Source organism: Methylobacterium symbioticum, from assembly GCF_902141845.1.
GTDB lineage: Bacteria > Pseudomonadota > Alphaproteobacteria > Rhizobiales > Beijerinckiaceae > Methylobacterium > Methylobacterium symbioticum.
Genome location: NZ_CABFPH010000075.1, coordinates 1 through 25,455, shown reverse-complemented (window position 1 = coordinate 25,455; position 25,455 = coordinate 1). Strand labels below are relative to the sequence as shown.

Genomic DNA, 25,455 nt, shown 5'->3' with positions numbered 1-25,455 from the left:
CCCTACCTGATCCAGCAGGGCTTCGTGCAGCGCACCCCGCGCGGACGCGTCCTCACACCACACGCCTTCCGCCATATGGGCCTCACTCCACCCAGGCGGGACCCGAACCTGCAGTCCGGCCTGTTCACGGACGACGGGTCGGACGGCTGAGCACGAGCCGCCCGCCCCATAATATGCGCTGACTGCATATCTGCTGTGCCGATCAGGGCCGCCGGGAAAACGGCATCCCCGTGCGCCGATCGGCGCGAGCCGCATCGTCTCCGCGCGCAAGCCTCTGAGAGAACGCGACATTCGCCGCGTGCGCCGCGGCGTGGCTCAGCGGCTCGATCGCCTCCGGATCCCGGGATCCCAGGATGCCGCATGCGCGGAACACCCCCGCAGCGCACAAGTTGACGGCCCGACCACGCCCCGCCGCGGGCGCCGGCAGACGATACCGATCGCTACAAGAATCCCGAGGAACATCCGTCATGAAGACGACCGTCCTGGCCGCCCTCGGCCTGTCCGTCGCTGCCCTCTCGACCCCCGCTCTGGCGCAGGACGCCCTGCCGCTGCGCATCGGGGCCGATGCGCCGATCGGGGCCGCTGCGACCGACACGCCGGAATTCCGCGCCGAGGCCCTGCGCTCCGACGCCGCCAGCATCGAGGCGAGCCGTATCGCCCTCGAGCGCTCGCGCAACCCGCGAGTCCGCAACTACGCCAACCGGGTCCTCGTCGAGCGTGAGGCGACCACCCGCGCCCTCCTGCCCGAAGGCACCTCGCTGACCGCCAGCGGCCGCGTCGTCTCCGACCGCCAGGGCATCCCGACCCGGCTCGACAACCCGGTCGGCGTGGTTCTCGCGCCGGTGACCATCGCGGCCAATCTCGGCACCAGCATCGTCGGCGGCGTGCTCGGCGGCGTCGGGATCATCGACAACAGCCCGGCCGAGCCCGGCCGCCGCGTGGCCCTGGGCCCGAACGGACAGGCGCGCATCGAGCGCCTGCGCTCCGCGCCGACCGCCCGCGACTTCGACCGCACCTATGTCCGCGAGCAGGCCCGCTCGGATGCGCGCACCCTGGCCCTGTACCAGACCTATGCGCAGAACGGTGACAGCGCCGCCGGCCGACGCTTCGCCAACGAGGCGCTGCCCTTCATCGCCGACGAGCATGCCCATTCGGCCACGCTCGCCGGCCGCGTCGGCGGCTGATTCCCAGATGCGCCGATCCCGACCACGGTCGGGGTCGGCGCGTCCGGCGGACGACCGCCGCCGTGCATTCGCGCGGGTCGATAGCAGGGTCGCGCGCGCCGCCATCCGGAATGAGCCCGACCGCGGGCAAGCAGGGGCCGCTCCCGACCGGGGCGGCCCTTGCCGTGTCCGGGCTCTCGCCTTCCACGGCCCACATCTCTAAACAGCGCGGATTCCGCGGCCTCGGCTGCGACTTGAACCCGGGCCGCAATGGATTCGACAGATCTCGCGGACGCGCACCGGCTCCCCGTGCGGGTCTATTACGAGGACACGGACTTCTCCGGCTTCGTCTACCACGCGAGCTACCTGCGCTTCATGGAGCGCGGGCGCACGGAGCTGCTGCGTGGGCTCGCCGGCGACCAGTCGGACCTGCATCGGGAGGCGGGCGGCCTGGTCTTCGTGGTGCGGCGCATGGCGATCGACTACCTGAAGCCCGCCCGCATGGACGACGCCCTCGTGGTGGAGACCGCGACCCGCGAATTGCGCGGCGCCTCCATGCATCTGGCGCAGGCCATCACCCGCGACGGCGAGATCTTGGTCCAGGCCGAGGTGGTGGTGGCCTGCGTGCGGGCCGGCCGTGCGATCCGTCTGCCGGATTCGCTGCGGCGGGCCCTGGCGCCGAAGGCCGCCGCCGCAACCGATCCTTAACCCTGCCGGGCCCTTTACTGCGTCGCGCGGATTGCGTCGGCCGCAAGGCCGGCGTGGCCCTTACTTTCGACAGATTCGACGGCGATTCCCGTTGATATCGTTCGACGATTTGACCCGAGCGCAGCTGCGCCACGTCCCGGCGCGGGCGTCTTCGGGCATCGAGGATCAGGTCCGATGACTCCAGCCGATGCCATGGCGGTGCAAGCGCCGGTCGCCGACATGAGCCTGCTCGGCCTGTTCCTCCAGGCCCATTTCGTCGTGAAGATCGTGATGGTCGGCCTGCTCAGCGCCTCCGTCTGGTGCTGGGCGATCATCGTGGACAAGACGCTGCTGTTCCGCCGCATCCGCTCCGAGATGGATTCCTTCGAGGACGCGTTCTGGTCCGGCCGTTCCCTGGAGGAGCTGTTCCGCTCCTTCAACGACCGTCCGGCCACCGGCCTCGCCGCGGTCTTCGTCGCCGCCATGCGCGAGTGGAAGCGCTCCTTCGAAGGCTCCGGCCGGCAGATCCAGTCGCTCAGCCAGCGCATCGACAAGACCCTCGACGTGACCATCCAGCGCGAGGTCGAGCGGCTGGAATCGCGCCTCCTGTTCCTCGCCTCGATCGGCTCGGCCGGCCCCTATATCGGCCTGTTCGGCACGGTCTGGGGCATCATGACCGCCTTCACCTCGATCGCCGCCTCGAAGAACACCTCGCTCGCGGTCGTCGCGCCCGGCATCGCCGAGGCGCTCTTCGCCACCGCGATCGGCCTGTTCGCGGCGATCCCCGCCGTGCTCGCCTACAACAAGCTCCAGGCCGAGGTCGCCAAGGCCCAGTCGCGGCTCGAAGGCTTCGCCGACGAATTCTCCGCGATCCTGTCGCGCCAGATCGACGAGCGGCTCTCGCTCGTCGCCTGACCCGGAAGGACCTGAATCCATGGCCATGGCAGCGGGCGCGAAGGGCGGCGGCAAGCGGCGGCGGCGGGGACGCCGCAGCGGCGCCATCAACGAGATCAACATGACGCCGTTCATCGACGTCGTGCTGGTGCTCCTGATCATCTTCATGGTCGCTGCGCCGATGATGACGGTGGGCGTGCCCCTCGACCTGCCGCAATCGAAGGCGTCGCCACTCAACTCCGACACCAAGCCGATCACCCTGTCGATCCGCCAGACCGGCCAGGTCTTCCTCGGCGAGGACGAGCTCTCGGACGACGCGATCATCCCGAAGCTCACCGAGACGGCGAAGGCCGGCACCGAGGAGCGCGTCTTCGTGCGCGGCGACAAGCGCGTCGATTACGGCCGCGTCGCCCAGGTGATGGCGATCGTCACCGGCGGGGGCTTCCGCAAGGTCGCCCTCGTCACCGAGCCCGAGCAGAGGTAGCAGGCGCCTTGCCGATCACCTTGCCCATCGCCTTCGACCGCAGGGAGCCGGGTGTCTGGATCTCGGCCGGCACGCATGTCGTGCTGCTCGCCGCGGCCATCATCGGCATCTCCGCGCCGGCCCTGCCGGAGGCGCAGGAGGGCGTGCCCGTCGAGGTGATCACCGAGAACCAGTTCTCCGAGCTGACCAAGGGCCAGCGCGACGCCGAGAAGCCGCTCTCGGATGCCAAGCCGCGGGCCGACCGCAAGGCCGACACGCCGGAGGAGCGCGAACCCGAGAACGCCAAGGTCGACGCGCCGACCCCGCCGACGCGCCCCGCCGACCTGAAGGTGGCGCATGCCGACGAGATGCCGCTCCGCATGAGCGAGCCCGACCCGGCCGAGGCGAAGGCGGCTGCCGAGAAGGCCGCGGCCGAGAAGGCGGAAGCCGCCGCCAAAGCCGAGGCGGCGAAGGCCGCCAAGGCGGCTGCGGAGAAAGCGGCGGCCGAGAAGGCCGCGGCGGCCAAGGCCGAGGCGAAGGCCAAGGCGGACGCCGCCAAGGCCGAGGCCGAGAAGCGCGAGGAGCTGGCCAAGCTGATCGAGCGCGAGGAGGCGGAAGCCGCCGCGGAAGCCAAGGCCAAGGCCGAGGCGAAAGCCAAGGCGGAGGCTGCGGCCAAGGCCGAGAAGGCGCGCGCCGAGGCCAAGGCCAAGGCGGAGGCCGACGCGAAGGCCAAGGCCGAGGCCGAGCGCAAGGAGGCCGAGCACCAGAAGCAGCTCGCCGAGGCGAAGGCCGAAGCCGAGCGCGAGAAGGCGGAGGCGGCTGCCAAGGCCAAGGCCGAGGCCGCCGCGAAGGCCAAGGCGAAGGCGGTCGCCGATGCCAAGGCGAAGGCCGATGCCGAGGCGAAGGCCCGCAAGCAGGCCGAACTCGCCGACAAGTTCAATGCGGGCGACATCAAGTCGATGCTCGCCTCGAAGGCGCCCTCGCAATCGACCGGCGCGACCGGCCGCGAGGTCCAGCGCGTGGCCGCGCTCGGCGCGCCCTCGGGCAACGCGCAGCGCCTGTCGCCCTCCATGCGCGACGCGCTCGTCGGCATGCTGCAGCAGCAGATCGAGCGCTGCTACTCGGCACCACCCGGCGCGGCGCAGGGCGTGATCCTGCCGGTGCTCGACATCCGCCTGAACCCGGACGGATCGCTCGGGTCCGAGCCGCGGATCATGCGCGGCGGCGCGAGCGCGGTGGATCAGTCGATCGCGCAGGCCGCCCTTCGCGCCGTGCGCCGCTGCGCGCCCTACAAGATCCCGGCCCAGTACGCGCCCTATTACAACGACTGGAAGGCCATCAACGCGGAGTTCGAGTTCACGGCGACCTGACGCCGACCTCGCCCGCGCCCTGACGCTCAACCTCCGGACCGACCTGATGCTCGCACGCCCGCTCCCGCGGCGCCGCACGGCGCCCCTCGCCATGATCCTGGCGCTCCTCGCCTTCGTCCTCGTCGGCGCACAGCCGGCGCGCGCGCAGCTGCAGCTGCGCATCGGCGGCGGCGCGTTCCAGCCGCTGCCGATCGCCATCGCCGATTTCGCGGGCGATCCGAGCCTCGGCGGCCTCGTCTCGGGCGTGGTGACGAACAACCTGCGCCGCTCGGGCTACTTCAGCCCCCTCGACAAGGCGCGCTTCCCCGAGCAGCCCCAGTTCGACGCGGCGCCGAGCTTCGAGAAGTGGCGGGCCACCGGCGTGCAGGGTCTCGTGACCGGACGCGTCTCCCGCGACGGGTCGGGGCGCCTCAAGGTCGAGTTCCGGCTCTGGGACGTGACCTCCGGCCAGCAGATGACCGGCCAGCAATTCGCCACCGACCCGGCCAATGCCCGCCGCACCGGCCATCTGATCTCGGACTCGGTCTACACCAAGATCACCGGCCTCGGCCCCTGGTTCGACAGCCGCATCGCCTTCGTCGACGAATCCGGTCCGAAGGAGAACCGCCGCAAGCGCCTGATGGTGATGGACCAGGACGGCGCCAATGTCCGCGCCATCACCAGCGGCGAGAACGCCATCGTCGCGCCGCGCTACTCGCCGGCGACGCAGGACATCGCCTTCATGGCGCAGGCCTCCGGCCACCAGCCGCGGGTGCAGGTGATCAACCTCGAGACCGGCACGCGGCAGGCCGTCGGCAACATGGACTCGATGAGCGCGAGCCCGCGCTTCTCGCCGGACGGGCGCCGCCTCGTGATGAGCGTGCAGCAGGGCGGCAACGCCGACATCGTGACCATGGACCTCGCCTCGAAGGCGCAGCGCCCGATCACCAGCGGCATGGCCATCGACACCTCGCCGAGCTACTCGCCGGACGGCTCGCAGATCGTGTTCGAATCGGATCGCGGCGGCTCGCAGCAGATCTACGTGATGGGCGCCGACGGCTCGAACCCGCACCGGATCTCGTTCGGCGAGGGCTCGGCCTCGCAGCCGGCCTGGTCGCCGCGCGGCGACCTCATCGCCTTCACCCGCCAGCGCAAGGGCGGCTTCGCGATCTGCGTGATGAAGCCCGACGGCTCGGGCGAGCGCGTGCTGACCGAGGGCTTCCACAACGAGGGCCCGACCTTCGCGCCGAACGGCCAGTACGTGCTGTTCTTCCGCGACCCCGGCGGCCAGGGCGGCGGCAAGCTCTACATGGTGGACATCACCGGAAAGGTGGAGCAGCCGGTGCCGACCCCGTCCTACGCCTCGGACCCGACCTGGTCGCCGCTGCTCGCCGGGCGCTGAGGCAAGGGCCGCGGCACGTCCCGCGGCAACCCCTCGGCGGGTCCGGCCGGATGGGCCGGACCGCCGACGCCGCCCCTCAGGCCGGCTGGATCGACAGCCGGCCTCTCTGCGTCTCCAGGCTCTTCGCCAGGAGCCGCATCAGCGCGTAGACCGTGTCGATATGCGGGGTCGGCGTGCCGGTGATGCGGCCGAGCTCGACCACGGAGCCGACCAGAGCCTCCAGCTCGATGGCGCGGCCAGCCTCCACATCCTGCAGCATCGAGGTCTTGTGCGCGCCGACCTTCTCGGCGCCCGCGATGCGCCGCTCGATGTCCACGCGGAAGGTGACGCCGAGCGTGTTCGCGATCGCCTGCGCCTCCTCCATCATGGCGCGGGCGAGCAGCCGCGTGTCGGGGAACTGGCAGATATCGACCAGGGTCGCGTGGGTCAGGGCCGAGATCGGGTTGAAGCTGAGATTGCCCCAGAGCTTGAGCCAGATCTCCGAGCGGATGTCGGCGATCGCGGGCGCCTTGAATCCGGCGCCGACGAGCTTCTCCGAGAGCGTCTTCACCCGCTCGCTGATCGAGCCGTCCGGCTCGCCCAGCGTGTAGCGGTTGCCCTCGACCACGCGGACCACCCCCGGCGCTTCGAGGATGGCGGCCGGATAGACCACCGAGCCGATCACCTTCGCGGCGTCGAGGTGGCGGGCGATGGCACCGCCGGGATCCGAGTTCTCGACCTGGCTGCCGGCATGCGGGCCTTCGTATCCGTGCAGGAAGTACCACCACGGGATGCCGTTCTGCAGGGTCACGACGGCGGTGTTCGGCCCGATCAGGTGCTTGAGGTCGGCGGCGATCGGGCCGACCTGATGCGCCTTCACGGTGAGCAGGACGTAGTCGTGCACGCCCGCCTCCTGCATCGATTGCGTGGCGCGCACGTCCCGGGCGTGGATCTCGGAGCCGTCCTCCTCGATCAGGCGCATGCCGCCGGTCCGGATCGCCTCCAGGTTCGCGCCGCGCGCGATGAAGGTGACGGGCTCCCCCGACGCGGCGAGCTTGACGCCGAGTTGTCCGCCGATGGCGCCTGCGCCGACGATCGCGATGCTCATGCCTGATCCGTCCTTGGGTTCTGCCGGTCGTGGGGCGTTGGTACGGGCGTCGCCCTCAGGCGAAGCGATTCGCGAGCACGCCGATTGCGGCGATCTCGACCTCGACCGTCGCGCCGGGCCGGATCGAGCCGACGCCGAGCGAGGTGCCGCAGGCGACGATGTCGCCGGGCTCCAGCGTCATGCCCTGCGAGAGCATGGCGACGAGCTCGGCCGGCTGCCGGATCATGTCGGAGAGCGGGTAGTCCTGCCGCACCTGACCGTCCACGCGGACCACGACGCGCGAGGCGAGCGGATCGATATCGGTCGCGATGCAGGGACCGATCGGCGAGAAGCCGTCGAGCCCCTTCGCCCGCGTCCACTGCATGAAGCTCGCATCGGCGCGCAGGATGTCGAGCGAGGTCACGTCGTTGAGGCAGGTATAGCCGAAGATGTGGGCCCCGGCGGTCTCCGGCGTCAGGTCGCGGCCGCGCCGGCCGATCACGATGCCGAGCTCGCCCTCGAACAGCAGCTTGCCCGCGCCGGCCGGGATCGCCACCGGCGCGCCCGGCGGGTGATAGGAGTTCGGCGGCTTGATGAAGAAGAGCGGCGCGGGCGGGTGGTCGAGGCCCTGCTTCTCGGCCATCGCCCGGAAGTTGTTCCACAGGGCGATCATCTTGCCCGGCCGGCAGGGGATCGTCAGCGCGACCTCGGCGAGCGGCACGATGGCGCCGGTCGGCGCCGAGCCGCCGAACAGGTCGCCGGCATGGACATGGATGTGGTCGCCTTCGAGGCGGCCGAAGCTCTCCGCGCCGTCACGGCTGTAGCGGACCCAGCGGGCCATCGGCGTCCTCCCTGGCAGCGAGAGCCCCATGCGCGCGCCGGGCTCTTCCTTCGGCCGCAGCTGCCAATCTGGCATACGGCATACTGTAGACTTGCCCGAATCGCGGACCCAAGTCGCTCTTAAAGATTTCGCGACACCGTCAAAAAAACTTCACCAAGCACCTAACGCAGATCAGTCTTGCGGCCGAAAACCCGGAACATCCGCCTGCCTTGACCGTTCGGAACCGCCGAAGGCCGGCTGCACGGGAGCGTGCATGTGCACGTCATTCCAGGTTGCTCAGCCACTCCATGCGCGAGCCGGCACCCCATCAAGGAGATGTCCATGAACCGGGATCACATCGAGGGCGGCATCCGCAACCTGCGCGGCCGCGCCAAGACCGCGGCCGGCGCCGTGCTTGGCCGTCCGTCGCCGCAGGTTGAGGGCGCCATCGATCAGGTGGCCGGCGCCGCCCAGGTCGCCTATGGCCGCGCCCGCGACACCGCGGAGGACTATGTGCGCGATGGCCGCCACCTCGCCCATGAGGCGCGCCACCGGGCCCAGGATGCGCGCGAGCGTGCCCACGAACTCTACGACGAGGTGGAGCAGCGCGGCCGCGACCTCTACGAGCAGGCCGGCGAGCGCAGCCGGCACTACCGCCGCCGGGCCGAGCGGCACGGCCGGGCGCTCGCCGCGCGCGCGGACGACAACCGTCTCGCGACGCTGGCAATCGTCGGCGCCGTCGCCTTCGGGCTCGGCCTGCTCATGCGCCGCGACCGCTGAACCCCTGCGCCGCCCGGCCAGTCCGGGCGGCATCGCATAAAGACATCTTTATGTCTTGATTGCTTCGTACGCCGCGACCTGCTAGAGCGCTCTCAGCCGGATTGGATGCCGGTTCGGCGAGAGAGGGCGTTCGACGGTGGCCCGGAAGCCTGCCCGGTGACGTCACCACCGGACCGGCTTCCGGGCACAGCCCAGCGACACGCGAGAGACGGAGCAACCGACCTCATGGCCAAGGACTACATCGTCAAGGACATCGGGCTGGCCGATTACGGCCGCAAGGAAATCTCGATCGCCGAGAGCGAGATGCCGGGCCTGATGGCGGTCCGCGCCGAGTACGGCTCGAGCCAGCCGCTCAAGGGCGCCAAGATCGCCGGATCGCTCCACATGACGATCCAGACGGCGGTGCTGATCGAGACCCTGAAGGCGCTCGGCGCCGATATCCGCTGGGTCTCCTGCAACATCTACTCGACCCAGGACCATGCCGCCGCCGCGATCGCCGCCGCCGGCATCCCGGTCTTCGCCGTGAAGGGCGAGACCCTGGAGGAGTACTGGGACTACACCTCGCGCCTGTTCGACTGGCATGACGGCGGCATGCCGAACATGATCCTCGACGACGGCGGCGACGCCACGATGTTCGTGCATCTCGGCCTGCGCGCCGAGCAGGGCGACACCGCCTTCCTCGACAAGCCCGGCTCGGAGGAAGAGGAGATCTTCTTCGCGCTCCTCAAGAAGAAGCTCAAGGAGAAGCCGAAGGGCTGGTTCGCGGGCCTCGCCGAGTCGATCAAGGGCGTCTCCGAGGAGACCACCACCGGCGTGCACCGCCTCTACGTGCTGGCCAAGGAGGGCAAGCTGCTCTTCCCGGCGATCAACGTGAACGACTCGGTGACGAAGTCGAAGTTCGACAACCTCTACGGCTGCAAGGAGTCGCTCGTCGACGGCATCCGCCGCGGCACCGACGTGATGATGGCCGGCAAGGTCGCGATGGTCGCGGGCTTCGGCGACGTCGGCAAGGGCTCGGCCGCCTCGCTGCGCAATGCCGGCTGCCGCGTGATGGTCTCGGAGATCGACCCGATCTGCGCGCTCCAGGCCGCGATGGAGGGCTACGAGGTCGTCACGATGGAGGACGCGGCTCCGCGCGCCGACATCTTCGTGACCGCCACGGGCAACAAGGACATCATCACCATCGACCACATGCGGGCGATGAAGGACCGGGCGATCGTCTGCAACATCGGCCACTTCGACAACGAGATTCAGGTCGCCGGCCTGAAGAACCTCAAGTGGACCAACATCAAGCCGCAGGTCGACGAGATCGAGTTCGCCGACGGCCACCGCATCATCCTGCTCTCGGAAGGGCGTCTGGTGAACCTCGGCAACGCGACGGGTCACCCGTCCTTCGTGATGTCGGCCTCCTTCACCAACCAGACCCTCGCCCAGATCGAGCTCTGGACGAATCCCGGCAAGTACGAGCTGCAGGTCTACACCCTGCCGAAGGCCCTCGACGAGAAGGTCGCGGCCCTGCACCTGGAGAAGGTCGGCGCCAAGCTCTCGAAGCTGCGCCCCGACCAAGCTTCGTACATCGGCGTCAGCGAAGCGGGCCCGTTCAAGCCCGAGCATTACCGCTACTGAGATCGTCCCGCGGCGGCCCGCGGGAACATCATCGGAACATTGAAGGGTCCGGCCGCAAGGCCGGACCCTTTCCTGTTTGTCAAGCCCGAACCGCCATTCCGAACTGTGTCTTCTGTGCGTCGCATGCGGCACAGCATGCGTCCGCCTGCACCCGCAGCGCCCCTGGGGCCTTCCGGGACGATTCACCCCCGGTCTACAGTGGCCGCGAATCTTCCGAGCGCGGTGGCGCGTCGCCGATCGTGGCGACACGCAGACGGCGCGCGGCGTCGCGCCGCGCGGACGCGCCTGCGTGCGCTCGGCACCGGCGATGAGCCGTAAGGGGCGGGTCATGGGTCTCGAACGAACGGCGCGGCTGGCGGCTGGCGCCGGCATGCTCGTCGTCGGCTGCCTCTGGGCAGCGTCGGCGTGGCCGGCCGGCCCGGAGACCGGTGCGGTGCTGCACATGCACGGCGTCGCCAGCGTTTCCGTCCTCGGCGGCCTGCTCGCCTTCGCGACCATCCTGTCTCTTCTGCATATCCGCGAGCGCGGCCGCTGGACCCGACGCGACCGGGAGCAGGCCGCAGCTCTCGACGCGCTGCGCGGCGCGCATGACCGGGCCGAGATGCTGCTCAACGCAGAGCGGCAGATCATCGTCACCTGGGATGCGCGCACCGAGCCGGTCATCGAGGGCGATGTCGGCATCGCCTTCGAAGGGCGCCCGATCGCGGGGGCCGCCCGCCGCATCCTGGCCTTCGGCTCCTGGCTTCTGCCCTCCGATGCGGGAGCCATCGAGGCGGCGGTCGAGACCCTGCGCACCCGCGGCACGGGCTTCCGCCTCGCGCTGCGCAGCCAGGCCGGCCGCAGCATCGAGGCGCATGGCCAGGCGGTGGCCGGGCGCGCCCTGCTGCGCCTGCGCGAGACCAGCGACGAGCGGCGCGAGATCGCCGAGCTGCGCGAAACCCTGGACGAGGCCCGCCGCGGCCTCGCGGCGCTGGCGAGCCTCCTCGACGCGATCCCGCAGCCTGTCTGGCGGCGGAACCGCGAGGGCGGGCTCGCCTGGGTCAACATGGCCTACGTCGCCGCCATCGAGGCTCCGAGCCGCGAGGCGGCGCTGGAGGCCGGCACCGAGCTTCTCGATCGCCCGGCCCGCGAGATGGTCGCCCGCGAGGATCTCGCCCGCCGGGGCCAGCATCCGGTCCCGCGGCTCTCGGCGGTGGTGGCCGGCAGCCGCCGGGTCCTCGACGTGTTCGAGACGCGCCTCGAGACCGGCCGGGTCGGCATCGCCATCGACGTCTCCGAGCTCGAGAGCGTCCGCGCGGACCTCCAGCGCCAGATGAACGCCAATGTCCGCACGCTGGACCAGTTGCCGACCGCGGTGGCGATGTTCGACGACCGCCAGCGGCTGATCTTCCACAACGCCGCCTACCGGCAGCTCTGGGACCTCGACGCCGCCTACCTGGAAGGCCGCCCGCTCGACGGCGAGATCCTCGACCATCTGCGTGCCGAGCGGAAGCTGGAGGAGCACGCCGATTTCCGGGCCTGGAAACAGGGCGTGCTGGCCGCCTACCGGGCGGTAGAGGCCAACGAGAGCTGGTGGTACCTGCCCGACGGCCGCACCCTGCGCGTCGTCGCCGATCCGAACCCGCAAGGGGGCCTCACCTACCTGTTCGACGACGTCTCGGACCGGGTGAACCTCGAATCGCGCTACAACGCCCTGATGCGGGTCCAGGCCGAGACCCTGGACACCCTGATGGAGCCGGTCGCCGTCTTCGCGGCGGACGGGCGCCTGACCTTCGCCAACCGCGCCTTCGCGACGGTGTGGCGCCTCGACGCCGCGCTGCTGGAGCAGCGCCCCCATGTGGAGGCGGTGATCGAGGTGTGCCGCCGGCTCGCCCCGGCCGAGGAGCCCTGGCTCGACATCCGCGACCGGATCGTCGGCCTCGAATCGCGCGACACGCTCGCCTGCCGGCTGGAGGTGGTCGACGGCACGGTGCTCGACTGCGCCGCCCAGCCGCTGCCGGAGGGCGCGACCCTGCTGACGCTCATCGACGTGACCGCGAGCGTCAACGTCGAGCGCGCGCTCACCGAGAAGAACGAGGCGCTGGAGAAGGCCGCGCAGCTGCGCGACAGCTTCGTCCACCACGTCTCCTACGAGCTGCGCTCGCCGCTCACCAACATCATCGGCTTCACGCAGCTGCTCGGCGACGAATCGGTCGGCGCCCTCAACCTGCGCCAGCGTGAATATGCCGACCACATCATGCGCTCGTCCGGCGCGCTGCTGGTCATCATCAACGACATCCTCGACCTCGCTTCGATCGATGCCGGCTCCCTCGAGTTGCAGCACGAGGTGGTCGACGTGCGCGAGACCATCGACGCGGCCATGCGCGGCATCGAGGACCGCCTCGCCGAGTCGAGCCTCAGCGTGGTCCTCGACGTGCCCGCCGACATCGGCAGCGTCTACGCGGACGGCAAGCGCGTCCGCCAGATCCTGTTCAACCTGCTCTCCAACGCCGTCGGCTTCTCCCGTGCGGGGGACCGCATCGAGGTGATGGCCCGTCGCACCACCACGGAGCTGATCCTCGGCGTGCGCGACCACGGCCTCGGCATGCCGCCGGAGATCGCGGCCCAGGTCTTCGACCGGTTCGAGAGCCACACGCTGGGCACCCGCCACCGCGGGGTCGGCCTGGGTCTCTCGATCGTGCGCTCCTTCGTGGAGCTGCATGGCGGGCGGGTCCATCTGGAGACCAGCCCGGGCGCGGGAACCTGCGTGACCTGCTCCTTCCCGCTGGCGGACCGGGACCCGCAGGTCGAGGCCGCGGAGTAACGAAGCCGGGAGCGTGCCGCGCGCGCCCGCCGCCGTCGCTTGACGAGCCTCCGCCCACGGCCCAGCACGCGCCCGATGTCCACATTCTCGCACAGCGGCTGGGCCGTCTTCCGCAACGGCGATTTCCGTCTCTTCTGCGCCGCCCGCTTCCTCAGCGGCCTCGCCTACCAGATGCAGGCGGTGGCGATCGGCTGGTTCGTCTACGACCTCACCCGCTCGGCCCTGGCGCTCGGCCTCGTCGGGCTCGCCGGCTTCCTGCCGGCGATGCTCGCCGCCCTGGTCACCGGCCACGTCGCCGATACCTACGACCGGCGGCTGGTGGCCGCGATCAGCTTCGCCGTGCAGGCCTGTGCGAGCTTCGGGCTCCTGGCCTACGCCCTGTCCGGCGCGCCGGCCGCCTGGCCGGTCTACGCCCTGGTGATCGTCGTCGGCACGGCGCGCGCCTTCGCCAATCCGAGCCTCCAGGCCCTGCTTCCGACCCTGGTCTCCCGCGACCTGTTCGGCGCCGCCATCGCCTGGAACTCGTCCCTCTGGCAGAGTTCCTCCGTGATGGGGCCGGCACTCGGCGGCCTGCTCTATGCGGCGGGTCCGGCGGTGGTGTTCGGCGGCGCGGGAGCAAGCTTCGCGCTCGCCTGCCTCTGCGTCGGCGCCGTGCGGTTCCGGCCCGCGCCGGTGAGCGAGCGGCCGCGCGTGAGCTGGGCCACGCTCTCGGCCGGCCTCCACTACATCCGGTCGCAGCCCGTGGTGCTCGGCGCGATCAGCCTCGATCTGTTCGCGGTCCTGTTCGGCGGCGCCACCGCCCTCCTGCCGGTCTTCGCGGCGGAGGTGCTGCATGTCGGCCCCCTCGGCCTCGGAGCCCTGCGCAGCATGCCGGCGGCCGGCGCCGTCGCCATGGCGGTTCTGCTCGCCTACCGGCCGCTGCGGCGCCACGCGGGCGTGCGGATGCTGCGGGCGGTCGCGGTGTTCGGGCTCGCGATCGTGGTCTTCGGCCTGTCGACCTCGCTGCCGCTCTCGATGCTCTGCCTGTTGGTCACCGGGGCTGCCGACATGGTCAGCGTCTATGTCCGCCAGACCTTCGTCCAGGGCGAGACGCCGGACGCCATGCGCGGCCGCGTCGCGGCGGTGAACACGGTCTTCATCGGCGCCTCGAACGAGCTCGGCGAGTTCGAATCGGGCCTGCTCGCCGCCGCGATCGGGGCGGTGCCCGCCGTGGTGGCGGGCGGCGTGATGACGATGCTGATCGCAGTGGCCTGGGGCCGGCTGTTCCCGGCGCTGCGCGACAGGGACCACCTGCTGCGCCCGCAGTGACGCAGACCGCGGCGCCCGCACGCTGCGCCGGGAGGGCGCCCTACGCGTCCAGGAGCTCGACCGTCACCGGCACATGGTCCGACGGCTTCTCGAGGCCGCGCAGATGCTTCTGCACCGAGGCCGAGACCAGGCGGTCGGCGGCCTGGGGCGAGAGCAGGAGGTGGTCGATGCGGATGCCGAAATTCCGCTGCCAGCAGCCGGCCTGATAGTCCCAGAAGGTGTAGACCCCCTCGCGCGGGTCGCAGGCGCGCAGGGCGTCGGTCAGGCCTTCCGCGAGCAGCGCCCGGAAGGCCGCCCGCGACGGCGGCAGGAACAGCGCGTCGCCGCGCCAGGCCTCCGGATCGGCCGCATCCACCGCGTCCGGGATCACGTTGTAGTCGCCCGCCAGCACCAGGGCGGTCTCGTCCCGCATCAGCCCACCGGCATGGCGGCGCAGGCGCTCCAGGAAGGCGAGCTTGTAGGGATATTTCTCGCTGGCGACGGGATTGCCGTTCGGCAGGTAGATCGAGGCGACGCGCACCGGTGCGGTTTCCTCGCCCGCGACCACGCCCTCGATGTAGCGGGCCTGGACGTCGTCCGGATCGCCCGGCAGGCCGCGCCGGATCTCGGTCAGGGCGAGCGGCTTGCGGACGAGCAGCGCCACGCCGTTATAGGCTTTCTGGCCGAGCGTCTCGACCGTGTAGCCGGCCGCCTCGACCTCGTCGCGCGGGAACGCGGCGTCCTGGCATTTGAGCTCCTGCAGGCAGACCACGTCGGGCCTCGCCTCCTCCAGGAAGGCGAGGAGATGCCCGATCCGCTGCTTGATCGAGTTGACGTTCCAGGTGGTGATCCGCATCGCGTCGCTTCCCGCAAGCCGGCGCCCGTCATCGAATCTTCGCGTCGCGCTGACAAGGCGCGGGAGAGGGAGGGGCGGCGATGTCACCCGATTGGTTCGAGCCCATCCGCAGCTATTGCGAGCGCACCGGACCCGATCTCTGGGCCGAGCCGCTGAACGCGGCGACGAACGGGGCCTTCCTGGTCGCCGCGCTCCTGGCCGCGCGGCGGGCGGCAGCGGCGCCGGCCGACCGGCCCTGCCTGGCGCTCGCCGTCCTCACGGGCATCGTGGGGATCGGCTCCTTCCTGTTCCATACCCTCGCCCTGCGCTGGGCGATGCTCGCCGACGTGATCCCGATCGCGCTGTTCATCAATGGCTATTTCTGGCTCGCCATGCGGCGCTTGCTCGGGCTCGGCGCCGCGCGGGCGACCGGCGCGACGCTGGCCTTCCTCGCAGCCTCCTTCGCCCTGACGCCGGCCCTCGAGGCACTGGCCGGCCACCCGCTCGCCGAGGCGAGCAACGGCTCGATCGACTACCTGCCGGCAATCCTGGCGCTCATCGGCGTCGCGGCGGCGCTGCTCGCGGGCCGGCCCCGCAGCGAGGCCCGGCACGAGGCCGGGCAGCGCCTCCTCGCGGTCGCCGGCCTGTTCCTGACCTCGCTCGCCGCCCGCACCCTCGATCGGGCGGTCTGCGCGGCGTTTCCCGCCGGCACGCATTGGCTCTGGCATCTGCTCAACGCCTGCGTGCTCTATGCGCTGATCGTCATCGCGATCCGCGTCCGCCGCCGCCCGGCCTGAGCGGCGGCGCATCCGGCGGATTCCTTGCGGGTCCGGGCAAATCGTTGCATGAGTGCCGCGCCCGTCGCGGGCCCGGATTCAGAACCATGACACACAGCCTCCGCCTCGGCGTCGCCGGGCTCGGCACCGTGGGTGCCGCCGTCATCCGCATGATCGCGCGCCGCGCCGACGCGCTCACCGCCGCCACCGGCCGCGAGATCCGCGTCACCGCCGTCGCCGCGCGCGACCGCAACCGCGACCGCGGCCTCGACCTCGCGGGCGTGCGCTGGTTCGACGACGCGGCGGAGATGGCCCGCTCGGGCGAGGTCGATTGCGTGGTCGAGCTGATCGGCGGGGCCGAGGGCAAGGCGAAGGAGACCGTCGAGGCGGCGCTTGCCGCCGGCAAGCAGGTCGTCACCGCCAACAAGGCGCTGCTCGCCCATCACGGCGCGGCGCTCGCCCGGGCGGCCGAGGGCGCGGGCGTGGCGCTGGCCTTCGAGGCCTCGGTGGCGGGCGGCATCCCGGTGGTGAAGGCGCTGCGCGAGGGCCTGCCCGGCAACGCGGTGGCCCGCGTCTACGGGATCCTCAACGGCACCTGCAACTACATCCTCTCGCGCATGGAGCGCGAGGGCCTGACCTTCGAGGCCTGCCTCAAGGACGCGCAGGCGCTCGGCTACGCCGAGGCCGACCCGACCTTCGATGTCGAGGGCTTCGACACCGCCCACAAGCTCGCCATCCTCACGAGCCTCGCCTTCGGCACGACGGTGGACGCCGAGGGCGTCTCGGTCGAGGGCATCTCGCGGGTTCAGCCCCTCGATCTGCGCATGGCGGACGAGCTCGGCTACCGGATCAAGCTGCTCGGCGTCGCGCAGGCGACGGAGGCCGGCATCGAGCAGCGCGTGCACCCCACCATGGTACCGAAATCCTCGGCCATCGCCCAGGTGATGGGCGTGACGAATGCCGTCACCATCGATGCGGACGCGGTGGGCGAACTGACCCTGATCGGCCCCGGCGCGGGCGGCGAGGCCACCGCCTCGGCCGTGGTCGCCGACATCGCCGATGTGGCGTCAGGCCTCGTGCGCCCGGCCTTCGGACGCCCGAGCGCGACCCTGCGGCCCTCGTCCCGCGTCGAGATGCAACGGCACGAGGGCGGCTACTACATCCGCCTCACCGTGCACGACCGTCCCGGCGTCGCCGCGGGCGTGGCGACGCGCATGGCCGAGCGCGCGATCTCCCTGGAGAGCATCCTGCAGCGCCGCGACGAGAGCGCCGCGGTGGACGATCCGCGCGGCCGCTCGGGCCGGCCGGTGCCGCTGGTCCTGATCACCTACGCGGCCACCGAGGGGGCCATCCGTGCCGCCCTCGACGCCATCGCCGCGGACGGCCTCCTCGCGGAATCGCCCCAGCTGATCCGCATCGAGCGCGAATAGGCGGAACGCCCCGGATTGCGGGGGCGGGAAACCGCCCCTACACGCAGGGGTTGGTGGAGTCCACCTGTCCGGCACGCGCGGTCATCGGGCGCCCCTACCGGATCTCAACGGTTGGCACCGGAAACATTCGGGCCAGGACGAGGGCGAGGAAACGATGGCTGATGCGGTGACCGAGGGGTCGCGGGGTGTCGCGATGCGCATCCTCGGCCTCGAGCTCGCGCGCGTGACCGAGCGGGCGGCGATCGCCGCCGCCGGCCTGCGCGGGCAGGGCAACGAGAAGCAGGCGGATCAGGCCGCCGTCGACGCGATGCGCGAGGAGCTGAACACCCTGCCGGTGGACGGCACCGTGGTGATCGGCGAGGGCGAGCGCGATCAGGCGCCGATGCTCTATATCGGCGAGAAGATCGGGCGCGGCGGCCTCGCCGTCGATGTCGCGGTGGATCCGCTCGAAGGCACCACCCTCTGCGCCAAGGACATGCCGGGCGCCATCGCGGTGATGGCGCTCGCCGAGCGCGGCTCGCTGCTGGCCGCCCCGGATGTCTACATGCAGAAGATCGCGATCGGTCCGGGCTACCCGCCCGGCGTGATCGATCTCGATGCGCCGGCCCACGAGAACATCGCGGCGCTCGCCCGCGCCAAGGGCGTGCGGCCCTCCCAGATCACCGCCCTGGTGCTCGACCGGCCCCGCCACGCCGACCTGGTCGCGGCGATCCGGGCGACGGGGGCGGGCGTGCGCCTGATTTCGGACGGCGACATCGCCGGCATCATCCACACGACGAGCCCGGACGAGACGGGCATCGACATCTATCTCGGCACGGGCGCCGCGCCGGAGGGCGTGATCGCGGCCGGCGCCCTGCGCTGCACCGGCGGCCAGATGCAGGGCCGGCTGATCCTCGATTCGGCCGAGAAGCGCCGCCGCGCGGAAGCGATGGGCATCACCGAGCCGTCGCGGAAATACGAGCTGATGGACCTGGCCAGGGGCGACGTGATCGTGGCCGCGACCGGCGTCACCGACGGCCCCCTGCTGCGCGGGGTGCGCTTCCGGCCGAACACGATCGAGACGGAGACCGTGGTCTACCGCTCGGCCACCGGCACCATCCGGCGCATCCGCGGCGAGCGCCGCCGCATGGAGCGCGACGGCCGCTGAGCGGATGTCGTTGCCGGGTCCGTGGCAGACCGGGCGGCCGACTCGATCGGAGCGAGCGGTCTTTCGTGATCCGAGGATCATGAAGGACCGCCCGAGCCTCAGTTCAGGACGACGACCTTGGCGCCGACCTGGACGCGGTCGTAGAGATCGATCGCGTCCTGATTGATCATCCGGATGCAGCCCGACGAGACCGACTGGCCGATCGTGTAGGGCTCCAGGGTGCCGTGGATGCGGAAGAGCGTGTCCTTGTTGTTCTGCCACAGATACATGGCGCGCGCCCCGAGCGGGTTGCGCGTGCCGCCCGCGACGCCGAGCCCGCTCTGGAGCTTGTCGATCTGCGAGGCGAGGTCGGGCCGGCGCGCGATCATCTCCTTGGGCGGATACCAGTCCGGCCAAGCCTGCTTCGAGTTGATCGTGGCGGTGCCGGACCACGAGAAGCCCTGCTTTCCGACGCCGACGCCGTAGCGGCGGGCACGGCCGCCGCTCTGGATCAGCAGGAGCTGGTGCGCGCGCGGATCGACCACGATGGTGCCCGGCTCATGCGGGCCGCTATAGGCCACCTCCTGGCGCAGGAAGGCCGGGTTCATCTTCTTGTAGTTGAAGGCCGAGATCGGAAAGGGATCGTCGGTGATCGCGGCATAGGCGCGGGCATAGTCGATCGGCCCGTTGTCGATCGGCCGGTTGACAACGTTGCGGGCGGTCTGGTTCGGCGTCTGCGGCTGCTCGAGATCCGGGTCGGAAGCAGGGGCGGGGGCGCGGCCCGCCTGCGGCGCCGGCTCGTCATCGCCGAAGGCCGGCCGGCCGTGATCGACGCGGCCCGAATAGGGCTCGTAGCGGCCGTTGCGGCGGCGGTAGAGGGCGCCGTTCTGGTCCTGGTAGAGCAGGTCGTCGTCGTAGCCGCCGACGCGCTGGGCGAGGGCGGGCAGCGGACCGGCGATGATGAGGCCCGCGGCCGATCCGGCGAGCAGGCGGCGGCGGGTGAGGCCGGAAAGCGGATCGGACATGGCGTGAGAGACGTCCCTGAAGGAAGGTCGGGCCCGCATCGGCGAACCTTGGGGCAACCCTGGCCGGATGCCCCCGCACGGCCAAGGTCGTTCCGGGATCTCCTAGCAAAATCAAGACTTACCCGTAACCTGCACGGACTGTGCGGCCGTTTTGCGTGCGCCGCCGTCGATTTCGCGCAACAGGCCGGTCCGGTGCTGCCTAGATTCGCGCCACTGCCCTGAGCCGAGGCAGCATACGGCGCGGCAAGCAGCGCGCGAGCGCATCCTCGCGGCCCGCCGGCCCTGTCCGCCGCTGCGTGCGAGCCTTCGAAGCCGCCCGATCCCGACTTGGCACGCTTGCTGCAATGCCCTCGGCGCAGCCGCGCATGAGCGGCGCTCCGGGGCAACGGCGCCCCGACAAGCGGACGGTGTGGGTCCGGCCCTGACGGCACGCGTGCCAGCCCTCGTGCGGCGCGCTTCGAACTCGCAGAGCACCCGATCTATGGCCAGCTTCAAGACTGTGATGAAGTCGGGACATCCCCCGACGCTGTTCGCCGCGTTCCTCTATTTCGATTTCTGCTTCGCGATCTGGGTGCTGAACGGTGCGATGGGCCCGTTCATCACCGAGACCTACAAGCTGACGCCGGCCCAGACCGGCTTCATGATCTCGCTGCCGATCCTGGCGGGCGCGATCATGCGCTTCCCGCTCGGCGTGCTGGCCCAGTATATCGGCCGGAAGAACGCCGCGCTCACCGAGATGGGCGTCATCGTCCTGGCGATGATCTACGGCTATCACTTCGTGTCGAGCTACAACGATGTGCTGGCCATGGGCGTCCTGCTCGGGATCGCCGGCGCCTCCTTCGGGGTCGCGCTGTCGCTCGGTTCGGGCTGGTTCCCGCCGGAGCACAAGGGCCTCGCCATGGGCATCGCGGGGGCCGGCAACTCGGGCACCGTGCTCGCCGTGCTGTTCGCGCCGCCGCTGGCCCAGGCCTATGGCTGGCAGACGGTCTACGGCTTCGCGGGCGCCGTGATGCTGATCCCGATCGCGGTGATGATCGTCCTCGCGAAGGAGCCGCCGGACCACCACGAACAGACCTTCAAGGAGCACGTCTCCTGCCTGTTCACCAAGGATGGCTGGGCCTTCTCGCTGATCTACATCATCACCTTCGGCGGCTTCATCGGCCTGTCGAACTTCCTGCCGACCTTCTTCTACGAGCAGTTCGGCGTGACCAAGGTCGAAGCCGGGCGCCTGACCATGCTCGCGGCGCTGATGGGCTCGGGCATCCGCATCGTCGGCGGCTACTTCGCCGACCGCATGGGCGGCATCCTGGTCCTCACGGTGGTGCTGATGGCGGCGATCGGCTCGTTCCTGGCGCTCACGGCCGCCCCCTCGCTCGCCGTCACCACGGTCCTGTTCATGCTCTGCTTCGCGGCGCTCGGCGCCGGCAACGGCGCACTCTTCCAGCTCGTGCCGCTGCGCTGGCCCAACAACACCGCCGTCGCCGGCTCGATGATCGGCGAGATCGGCGCGCTCGGCGGCGCGATCCTGCCGAACGTGATGGGCCTCTCGAAGCAATATGCCGGCGGCTTCGCCCCGGGCTTCGTGGCCTACGCGGCCTTCACCCTCGTCGTGCTCGCCTGCCTCGCCCTGTGGCAGCGCAAATGGGTCGGCGCCTGGGTCGGCCCGCGCGGCAAGGTGCTGGCGCCGGCCGGCACCGAGCAGCCCGTGCCGGGTCTGAAGCCCGCGACCGCCTGAGCCCAGACCGCCTGAGCGCAGGTCGTCGATCACGGATCGCGGCGGGGGCCTTCGGGTCCCCGTTCGCGTGTCGGGGCGCTTGATCGGGGGGGCCGTCCTGGCCCAGACGGGACTTCGGGGAAATGCCGGAGAGCCTGCGATGGCCGAGCAAGAGCTGCTGTTCACCACCGACGAGGCCGGCATCGCCCGGATCGTCCTCAACCGCCCGCAGGCGCGCAACGCCCTGACCTTCGCCATGTACGAGGGGCTGGTCGAGATCTGCGGCCGCATCGCCGGGGATCCGGCGGTCAAGGTGGTCGTCCTCACGGGGGCGGGCGACAAGGCCTTCGCGGCCGGCACGGACATCGCCCAGTTCCGCAGCTTCGCGACGGCCGAGGACGCGCTCGGCTACGAGCGCTTCATGGACCGGGTGCTCGGCAGCCTGGAGCGCCTGCGGGTGCCGACCATCGCCGCCATCGCGGGCGCCTGCACCGGGGGCGGTGCGGCGATCGCCTCCGCCTGCGACCTGCGCGTCGCCACGCGCGACGCGCGCTTCGGCTTCCCGATCGCGCGGACGCTCGGCAATTGCCTGTCGATGGCCAACCTCAAGCGGCTCTCGAACCTCGTCGGCCCGGCCCGGGTCAAGGACATGATCTTCACCGCCCGCCTCCTCGGAGCGGAGGAGGCCCTCGCCATCGGCCTTGTCGGCGAGGTGGTGGAGGATGCGGCCGCGCTCGGCGCGCGCGCCGATGCGCTGGCGGCGCTGCTGGCGGGCCACGCGCCGCTCACGCTCCAGGCCACCAAGGAGGGCCTGCGGCGCCTCGCCGAGGGGGAGGCGCCCGAGCGCGGCGAGGACCTGATCCTGATGTGCTACATGAGCCGGGATTTTCGCGAGGGCATGGAGGCCTTCCTCGCCAAGCGGCCGCCGGACTGGATGGGCCGCTGACGGGACGGCCTCAGGCCGCCGCGGGATCGGCCACGTCGGCGAAGCTCGCCGCGATGACGGCCTTCTTGCTGCGGATATGCGCGCGCATCAGCGCTGAGAGACCGGCCCCTTCGCGGGCGCGCAGCAGGCGGAGCATCTCCTCGTGCTCCTCCACCGCGCGGGTCCACTGCTCCGGCGTCTGGTGCGCGGAGTAGCGCGAGCGGTGGATGCGGCCGGACAGGCTGAGATAGAGGCTCGCCAGGATCGTGTTGCGGCTCGCCGTCATCACCGCCTCGTGGATGCGGCGGTTGAGCGGGTAATAGGCCGACGCGTCACCCATCTTCCAGGCCGTCACCATCTCGGCATGGTCCGCCTCGATGGCGGCGATCTCGCCCTCGGTGATGTGGAGGCAGGCGAGGTCGGCGGCCGTGGCCTCCAGGCCCGCGATCACCTCCATCATCTCCTCGATCTCGCGGGGCGAGATGCTGGCGACCCGCGCCCCGCGGTTCGGCAGCAATTCGAGCAGCCCCTCGGTCGCCAGGATCTTGATCGCCTCGCGCAGGGGCGTGCGCGAGATCCCGAAGCGCTCGGTCAGTTCGCCCTCGTTGATCCGGGTGCACGGCGCCATCTCGCCGGACTGGATCAGCGCGCGCATCCGGTCGGCGACCTCGTCGTGAAGGTAGCGGCGGTTGATGCCGAAGCCGGGCTCGATCTTGTTCATCAGCCGATGACCGGGGTTTGTTGGACGTTCCTGCACAATTCTACGTGTAATCTCGCCCGTGATCGGTGTCTATGCACCATCTCTCCTGCGCGTGCACTGGCCACAGGACAGATGGCGACCTTCGGCGCAACGGTCCCGGCGCCGCGGCTCGGCTCACGGCGCGCGCCCGGACAGGCGCGTCGCGCCGTTCCCGATTGCCACGCGATCGGAAACGGCTCTAAGCGGGATCCCGACCCGTTCAGGAGATCCGATGCGCGCCTATCCGAGCCTCGAACGCACCTTCGCCCGCCTCGCCGCGCTGGAGGGCGCCTCGGGCATCCTCGGATGGGATTCCCAGACCCTGATGCCGGACGGGGCGGCGGAGGGGCGGGCCGACCAGCTCGCCGTGTTGCGCGGCCTCGCGCACGAGATCCTGACCGGCCCGGAGATGGCGGACCGGCTCGCGGCGGCACGCGACGAGGCGCTCGATCCGGGCCAGCGCGCCAACCTCGCCGAGATGGCGCGCAGCCACCGCCACGCGGCCTCCGTGCCGGGCGACTTGGTGGAGGCGAGTTCGCGTGCCGTCTCGAAGGCGGAGATGACCTGGCGCACGGCGCGCGCGGACTCCGATTTCGCCCGCCTCGCCCCGGACCTCGCCGAGGTGCTGCGGCTGCAGCGCGAGATCGGGCAGGCCAAGGGCGCCGCACTCGGCCTCTCGCCCTACGACGCGCTCCTCGACGGCTACGATCCCGGCATGCGCCGGGCCGTGATCGACCCGATCTTCGCCGTGCTGCGGGCCGAGTTGCCGGGCCTCGTCGCCGCGATCGCCGAGCGGCAGGCCCAGGAGCCGGCACCGCTGCCGCTCGCGGGCCCGTTCCCGGTGGAGGCGCAGCGCGGAATCGGGCTCGCGCTGATGACGGCCGCCGGCTTCGATTTCACGCGCGGACGGCTCGACGTGAGCCTGCACCCGTTCTGCGGCGGCGCCACGGACGACGTCCGCATCACCACCCGCTACGACGAGTCGGATGTGATGCGCGCCCTGATGGGCGTGCTGCACGAGACCGGCCACGCCCTCTACGAGCAGGGCCGGCCCGCCGCTTGGCGGACCCAGCCCGCGGGTCAGGCGCGGGGCATGACGCTGCACGAGAGCCAGTCGCTCATCGTGGAGATGCAGGCCTGCCGCTCGGCCGAATTCTTCCGCTACCTCGCGCCGCTCCTGCGCGACAGCCTCGGCCGGTCCGGGCCGGAATGGGAAGCCGAGAACCTGCACCGCCTCGGCACGCGGGTGGCGCCCGGCCTGATCCGGGTCGATGCCGACGAGGCGACCTATCCGGCCCATATCCTGCTCCGCTACGATCTGGAGACGGCGATGATCGCGGGCGACCTCGCGGTGGCCGACCTGCCGGGCGCCTTCAACGAGGGCCTGCACAAGCTGCTCGGCGTCACGCCGCCGAACGACCGGCTCGGCTGCCTGCAGGACATCCACTGGCCGGGCGGGGCCTGGGGCTATTTCCCGACCTACACGCTGGGCGCGCTCACCGCGGCGCAGCTCTTCGCGGCGGCGCGCGGCGCGGTGCCGGATCTGATGGCGGGCCTCGCGCAGGGCGATTTCGGCCCCTTGCGCGGCTGGCTGCGCCGGACCATCCACGCGCGGGGCAGCCTCGCCGAGACCGGCACGATCATCGCGGAGGCGACCGGGGCGCCCCTCGGGCCGGAGGCGTTCCTGCGGCATCTCCGGGCGCGCTATCTGGAGGCGTAACGGTCCCTACAACGCCACCACGTCCACGGCTGTGCCGAGCTTGGCCTCAGCCAGGTCGGCCACGTGGCGGTGATGGGTGAACAGGATCGGCTGCACGCTGCCGCCGATCGCCGCCAGCGCCTCCAGCCCGTGCCCGGTGCGCCGGTCGTCGAAGGTGAGGAACAGGTCGTCGCCGAGGAAGGGCGCGGACTCGGAGCGGCCGGCATAGTCTTCCAGATAGGCGAGGCGGAGCGCGAGGTAGAGCTGGTCGCGGGTGCCCTCGCTCAGGCCCTCGATCGGCACGAGGCCGCCGCCGGCGCGGCGCCCGGCGAGGCGCGGCGTGTCGCCGGTGTCGTAATCCTGGCTCAGCCCCTCGAAGGCGCCGCCGGTCAGCGCCGCGAACAGGGCGCCCGCCCGGGTCAGCAGAGGGTCCTGCTGGCCGGCGCGCTGGCGGGCGATGGCGCTCCCGAGCAGCAGCCCGGCGAGCTTCAGCACCGCCCAGCGGCGCGATTCGGCCTGGAGCTCGGCCTCCGCCGCCTTGCGCTGGGCGAGCGCCACCTCGGCGCCGACCCCGCCCTCCAGTTCCGCGCGGCGGCGCTCGCCGCGGTCGCGGTCGGCGAAGGCGGTCTGGCCGCGCCGGTCGAGATCCTCCTCCGCCTGGGCGAGGGCGACGAGCGCGGCCTCGATCGCGTCGGGATCGGTCTCCGCGAGCTCGCGGCGCAGGTCGGCTTCGGCCACGCCGTCGGCGAGCCGCGCCAGCTCCGTCCGGCGCGCCTCCAATTCGGCGCGCAAGGCGCGGCGCTCCGTCAGGCGGGCGTGGAGCAGGGCGGGCTCGCAGGCCTCGGG

At 71.3% G+C, this 25,455-nt stretch carries 23 protein-coding genes; 17 read left to right on the top strand and 6 right to left on the bottom strand.

Features of this window, described 5'->3' with window-relative positions:
- The 7 genes from MET9862_RS20800 to tolB form a co-directional block, all read left to right on the top strand.
- Positions 1 to 150: Holliday junction DNA helicase RuvB C-terminal domain-containing protein (locus MET9862_RS20800; RefSeq protein ID WP_280178982.1), on the top strand; the 150-nt coding region annotated here is incomplete at its 5' end.
- A gap of 317 nt (positions 151 to 467) precedes the next feature.
- Positions 468 to 1,184, top strand: coding sequence for a DUF4142 domain-containing protein (locus MET9862_RS20795; protein ID WP_142584772.1), 717 nt, complete (start codon positions 468 to 470; stop codon positions 1,182 to 1,184).
- A gap of 249 nt (positions 1,185 to 1,433) precedes the next feature.
- The gene (ybgC, locus tag MET9862_RS20790; protein WP_142584771.1) at positions 1,434 to 1,871 is read left to right on the top strand and encodes a tol-pal system-associated acyl-CoA thioesterase; all 438 of its coding nucleotides are present in this window, start codon (positions 1,434 to 1,436) and stop codon (positions 1,869 to 1,871) included.
- A 174-nt stretch (positions 1,872 to 2,045) separates the two neighbouring features.
- Positions 2,046 to 2,765: a protein TolQ gene (gene tolQ / locus MET9862_RS20785; RefSeq protein WP_142584770.1), complete on the top strand. Its 720-nt coding sequence runs from the start codon at positions 2,046 to 2,048 to the stop codon at positions 2,763 to 2,765.
- A 19-nt stretch (positions 2,766 to 2,784) separates the two neighbouring features.
- On the top strand, positions 2,785 to 3,228 hold the full coding sequence (locus MET9862_RS20780; RefSeq protein ID WP_185156952.1) for an ExbD/TolR family protein: 444 nt from the start codon (positions 2,785 to 2,787) through the stop codon (positions 3,226 to 3,228).
- 20 nt (positions 3,229 to 3,248) lie between these two features.
- Entirely contained in the window at positions 3,249 to 4,577 is a 1,329-nt protein-coding gene (gene tolA / locus MET9862_RS20775) for a cell envelope integrity protein TolA (protein WP_185156953.1), read from the top strand.
- Positions 4,578 to 4,623: 46 nt separating this feature from the next.
- Complete coding sequence (gene tolB / locus MET9862_RS20770) at positions 4,624 to 5,958, top strand: Tol-Pal system beta propeller repeat protein TolB (protein ID WP_142584768.1); 1,335 nt, start codon at positions 4,624 to 4,626, stop codon at positions 5,956 to 5,958.
- 76 nt (positions 5,959 to 6,034) lie between these two features.
- On the opposite strand, the gene MET9862_RS20765 is transcribed toward tolB, so the two are convergent.
- Positions 6,035 to 7,045 carry a 2-dehydropantoate 2-reductase gene (locus MET9862_RS20765; protein ID WP_142584767.1) on the bottom strand — a complete coding sequence of 337 codons (1,011 nt, stop codon included), beginning with the start codon at positions 7,043 to 7,045 and terminating at the stop codon, positions 6,035 to 6,037.
- Positions 7,046 to 7,100: 55 nt separating this feature from the next.
- A complete protein-coding gene (locus tag MET9862_RS20760; protein ID WP_142584766.1) occupies positions 7,101 to 7,865 on the bottom strand; it encodes a fumarylacetoacetate hydrolase family protein in 765 nt (254 codons plus the stop codon).
- Between the two features lie 321 nt (positions 7,866 to 8,186).
- Here MET9862_RS20760 and MET9862_RS20755 point away from each other — a divergent pair, with 321 nt between their 5' ends.
- The 4 genes from MET9862_RS20755 to MET9862_RS20740 all read left to right on the top strand — a co-directional run bounded on the left by MET9862_RS20755 (position 8,187) and on the right by MET9862_RS20740 (position 14,361).
- Positions 8,187 to 8,624, top strand: coding sequence for a CsbD family protein (locus MET9862_RS20755; protein ID WP_142584765.1), 438 nt, complete (start codon positions 8,187 to 8,189; stop codon positions 8,622 to 8,624).
- Between the two features lie 225 nt (positions 8,625 to 8,849).
- Positions 8,850 to 10,250: an adenosylhomocysteinase gene (gene ahcY, locus MET9862_RS20750; protein ID WP_142584764.1), complete on the top strand. Its 1,401-nt coding sequence runs from the start codon at positions 8,850 to 8,852 to the stop codon at positions 10,248 to 10,250.
- A gap of 328 nt (positions 10,251 to 10,578) precedes the next feature.
- The gene (locus MET9862_RS20745) at positions 10,579 to 13,053 is read left to right on the top strand and encodes a sensor histidine kinase (protein ID WP_142584763.1); all 2,475 of its coding nucleotides are present in this window, start codon (positions 10,579 to 10,581) and stop codon (positions 13,051 to 13,053) included.
- 75 nt (positions 13,054 to 13,128) lie between these two features.
- Positions 13,129 to 14,361 carry an MFS transporter gene (locus MET9862_RS20740; protein ID WP_142584762.1) on the top strand — a complete coding sequence of 411 codons (1,233 nt, stop codon included), beginning with the start codon at positions 13,129 to 13,131 and terminating at the stop codon, positions 14,359 to 14,361.
- Between the two features lie 40 nt (positions 14,362 to 14,401).
- Here the strand turns inward: MET9862_RS20740 and xth are convergent, their stop codons facing one another.
- On the bottom strand, positions 14,402 to 15,196 hold the full coding sequence (xth, locus tag MET9862_RS20735; protein WP_142584761.1) for an exodeoxyribonuclease III: 795 nt from the start codon (positions 15,194 to 15,196) through the stop codon (positions 14,402 to 14,404).
- An 80-nt stretch (positions 15,197 to 15,276) separates the two neighbouring features.
- Between xth and MET9862_RS20730 the strand changes: the two genes are divergently transcribed.
- The 3 genes from MET9862_RS20730 (at position 15,277) to glpX (ending at position 18,528) form a co-directional block, all read left to right on the top strand.
- The gene (locus MET9862_RS20730) at positions 15,277 to 15,972 is read left to right on the top strand and encodes a ceramidase domain-containing protein (RefSeq protein ID WP_142584760.1); all 696 of its coding nucleotides are present in this window, start codon (positions 15,277 to 15,279) and stop codon (positions 15,970 to 15,972) included.
- Positions 15,973 to 16,058: 86 nt separating this feature from the next.
- Complete coding sequence (locus MET9862_RS20725; protein WP_142584759.1) at positions 16,059 to 17,381, top strand: homoserine dehydrogenase; 1,323 nt, start codon at positions 16,059 to 16,061, stop codon at positions 17,379 to 17,381.
- A 154-nt stretch (positions 17,382 to 17,535) separates the two neighbouring features.
- Positions 17,536 to 18,528: a class II fructose-bisphosphatase gene (gene glpX, locus MET9862_RS20720; protein WP_142584758.1), complete on the top strand. Its 993-nt coding sequence runs from the start codon at positions 17,536 to 17,538 to the stop codon at positions 18,526 to 18,528.
- Positions 18,529 to 18,626: 98 nt separating this feature from the next.
- Here the strand turns inward: glpX and MET9862_RS20715 are convergent, their stop codons facing one another.
- Complete coding sequence (locus MET9862_RS20715; protein ID WP_142584757.1) at positions 18,627 to 19,532, bottom strand: L,D-transpeptidase; 906 nt, start codon at positions 19,530 to 19,532, stop codon at positions 18,627 to 18,629.
- A gap of 481 nt (positions 19,533 to 20,013) precedes the next feature.
- Here MET9862_RS20715 and MET9862_RS20710 point away from each other — a divergent pair, with 481 nt between their 5' ends.
- Both MET9862_RS20710 and MET9862_RS20705 read left to right on the top strand, forming a co-directional pair.
- Entirely contained in the window at positions 20,014 to 21,267 is a 1,254-nt protein-coding gene (locus tag MET9862_RS20710; RefSeq protein WP_142584756.1) for an MFS transporter, read from the top strand.
- A 139-nt stretch (positions 21,268 to 21,406) separates the two neighbouring features.
- Positions 21,407 to 22,192, top strand: a complete 786-nt coding sequence (locus MET9862_RS20705; RefSeq protein ID WP_142584755.1) for an enoyl-CoA hydratase/isomerase family protein — start codon at positions 21,407 to 21,409, stop codon at positions 22,190 to 22,192.
- Positions 22,193 to 22,202: 10 nt separating this feature from the next.
- Here the strand turns inward: MET9862_RS20705 and MET9862_RS20700 are convergent, their stop codons facing one another.
- A complete protein-coding gene (locus MET9862_RS20700) occupies positions 22,203 to 22,892 on the bottom strand; it encodes a GntR family transcriptional regulator (protein WP_142584754.1) in 690 nt (229 codons plus the stop codon).
- Positions 22,893 to 23,142: 250 nt separating this feature from the next.
- Here MET9862_RS20700 and MET9862_RS20695 point away from each other — a divergent pair, with 250 nt between their 5' ends.
- Positions 23,143 to 24,630 carry a carboxypeptidase M32 gene (locus tag MET9862_RS20695; protein WP_142584753.1) on the top strand — a complete coding sequence of 496 codons (1,488 nt, stop codon included), beginning with the start codon at positions 23,143 to 23,145 and terminating at the stop codon, positions 24,628 to 24,630.
- 6 nt (positions 24,631 to 24,636) lie between these two features.
- Here the strand turns inward: MET9862_RS20695 and MET9862_RS20690 are convergent.
- The coding region (locus tag MET9862_RS20690; RefSeq protein ID WP_368773575.1) for an ATP-binding protein at positions 24,637 to 25,455 on the bottom strand (819 nt) is incomplete at its 5' end.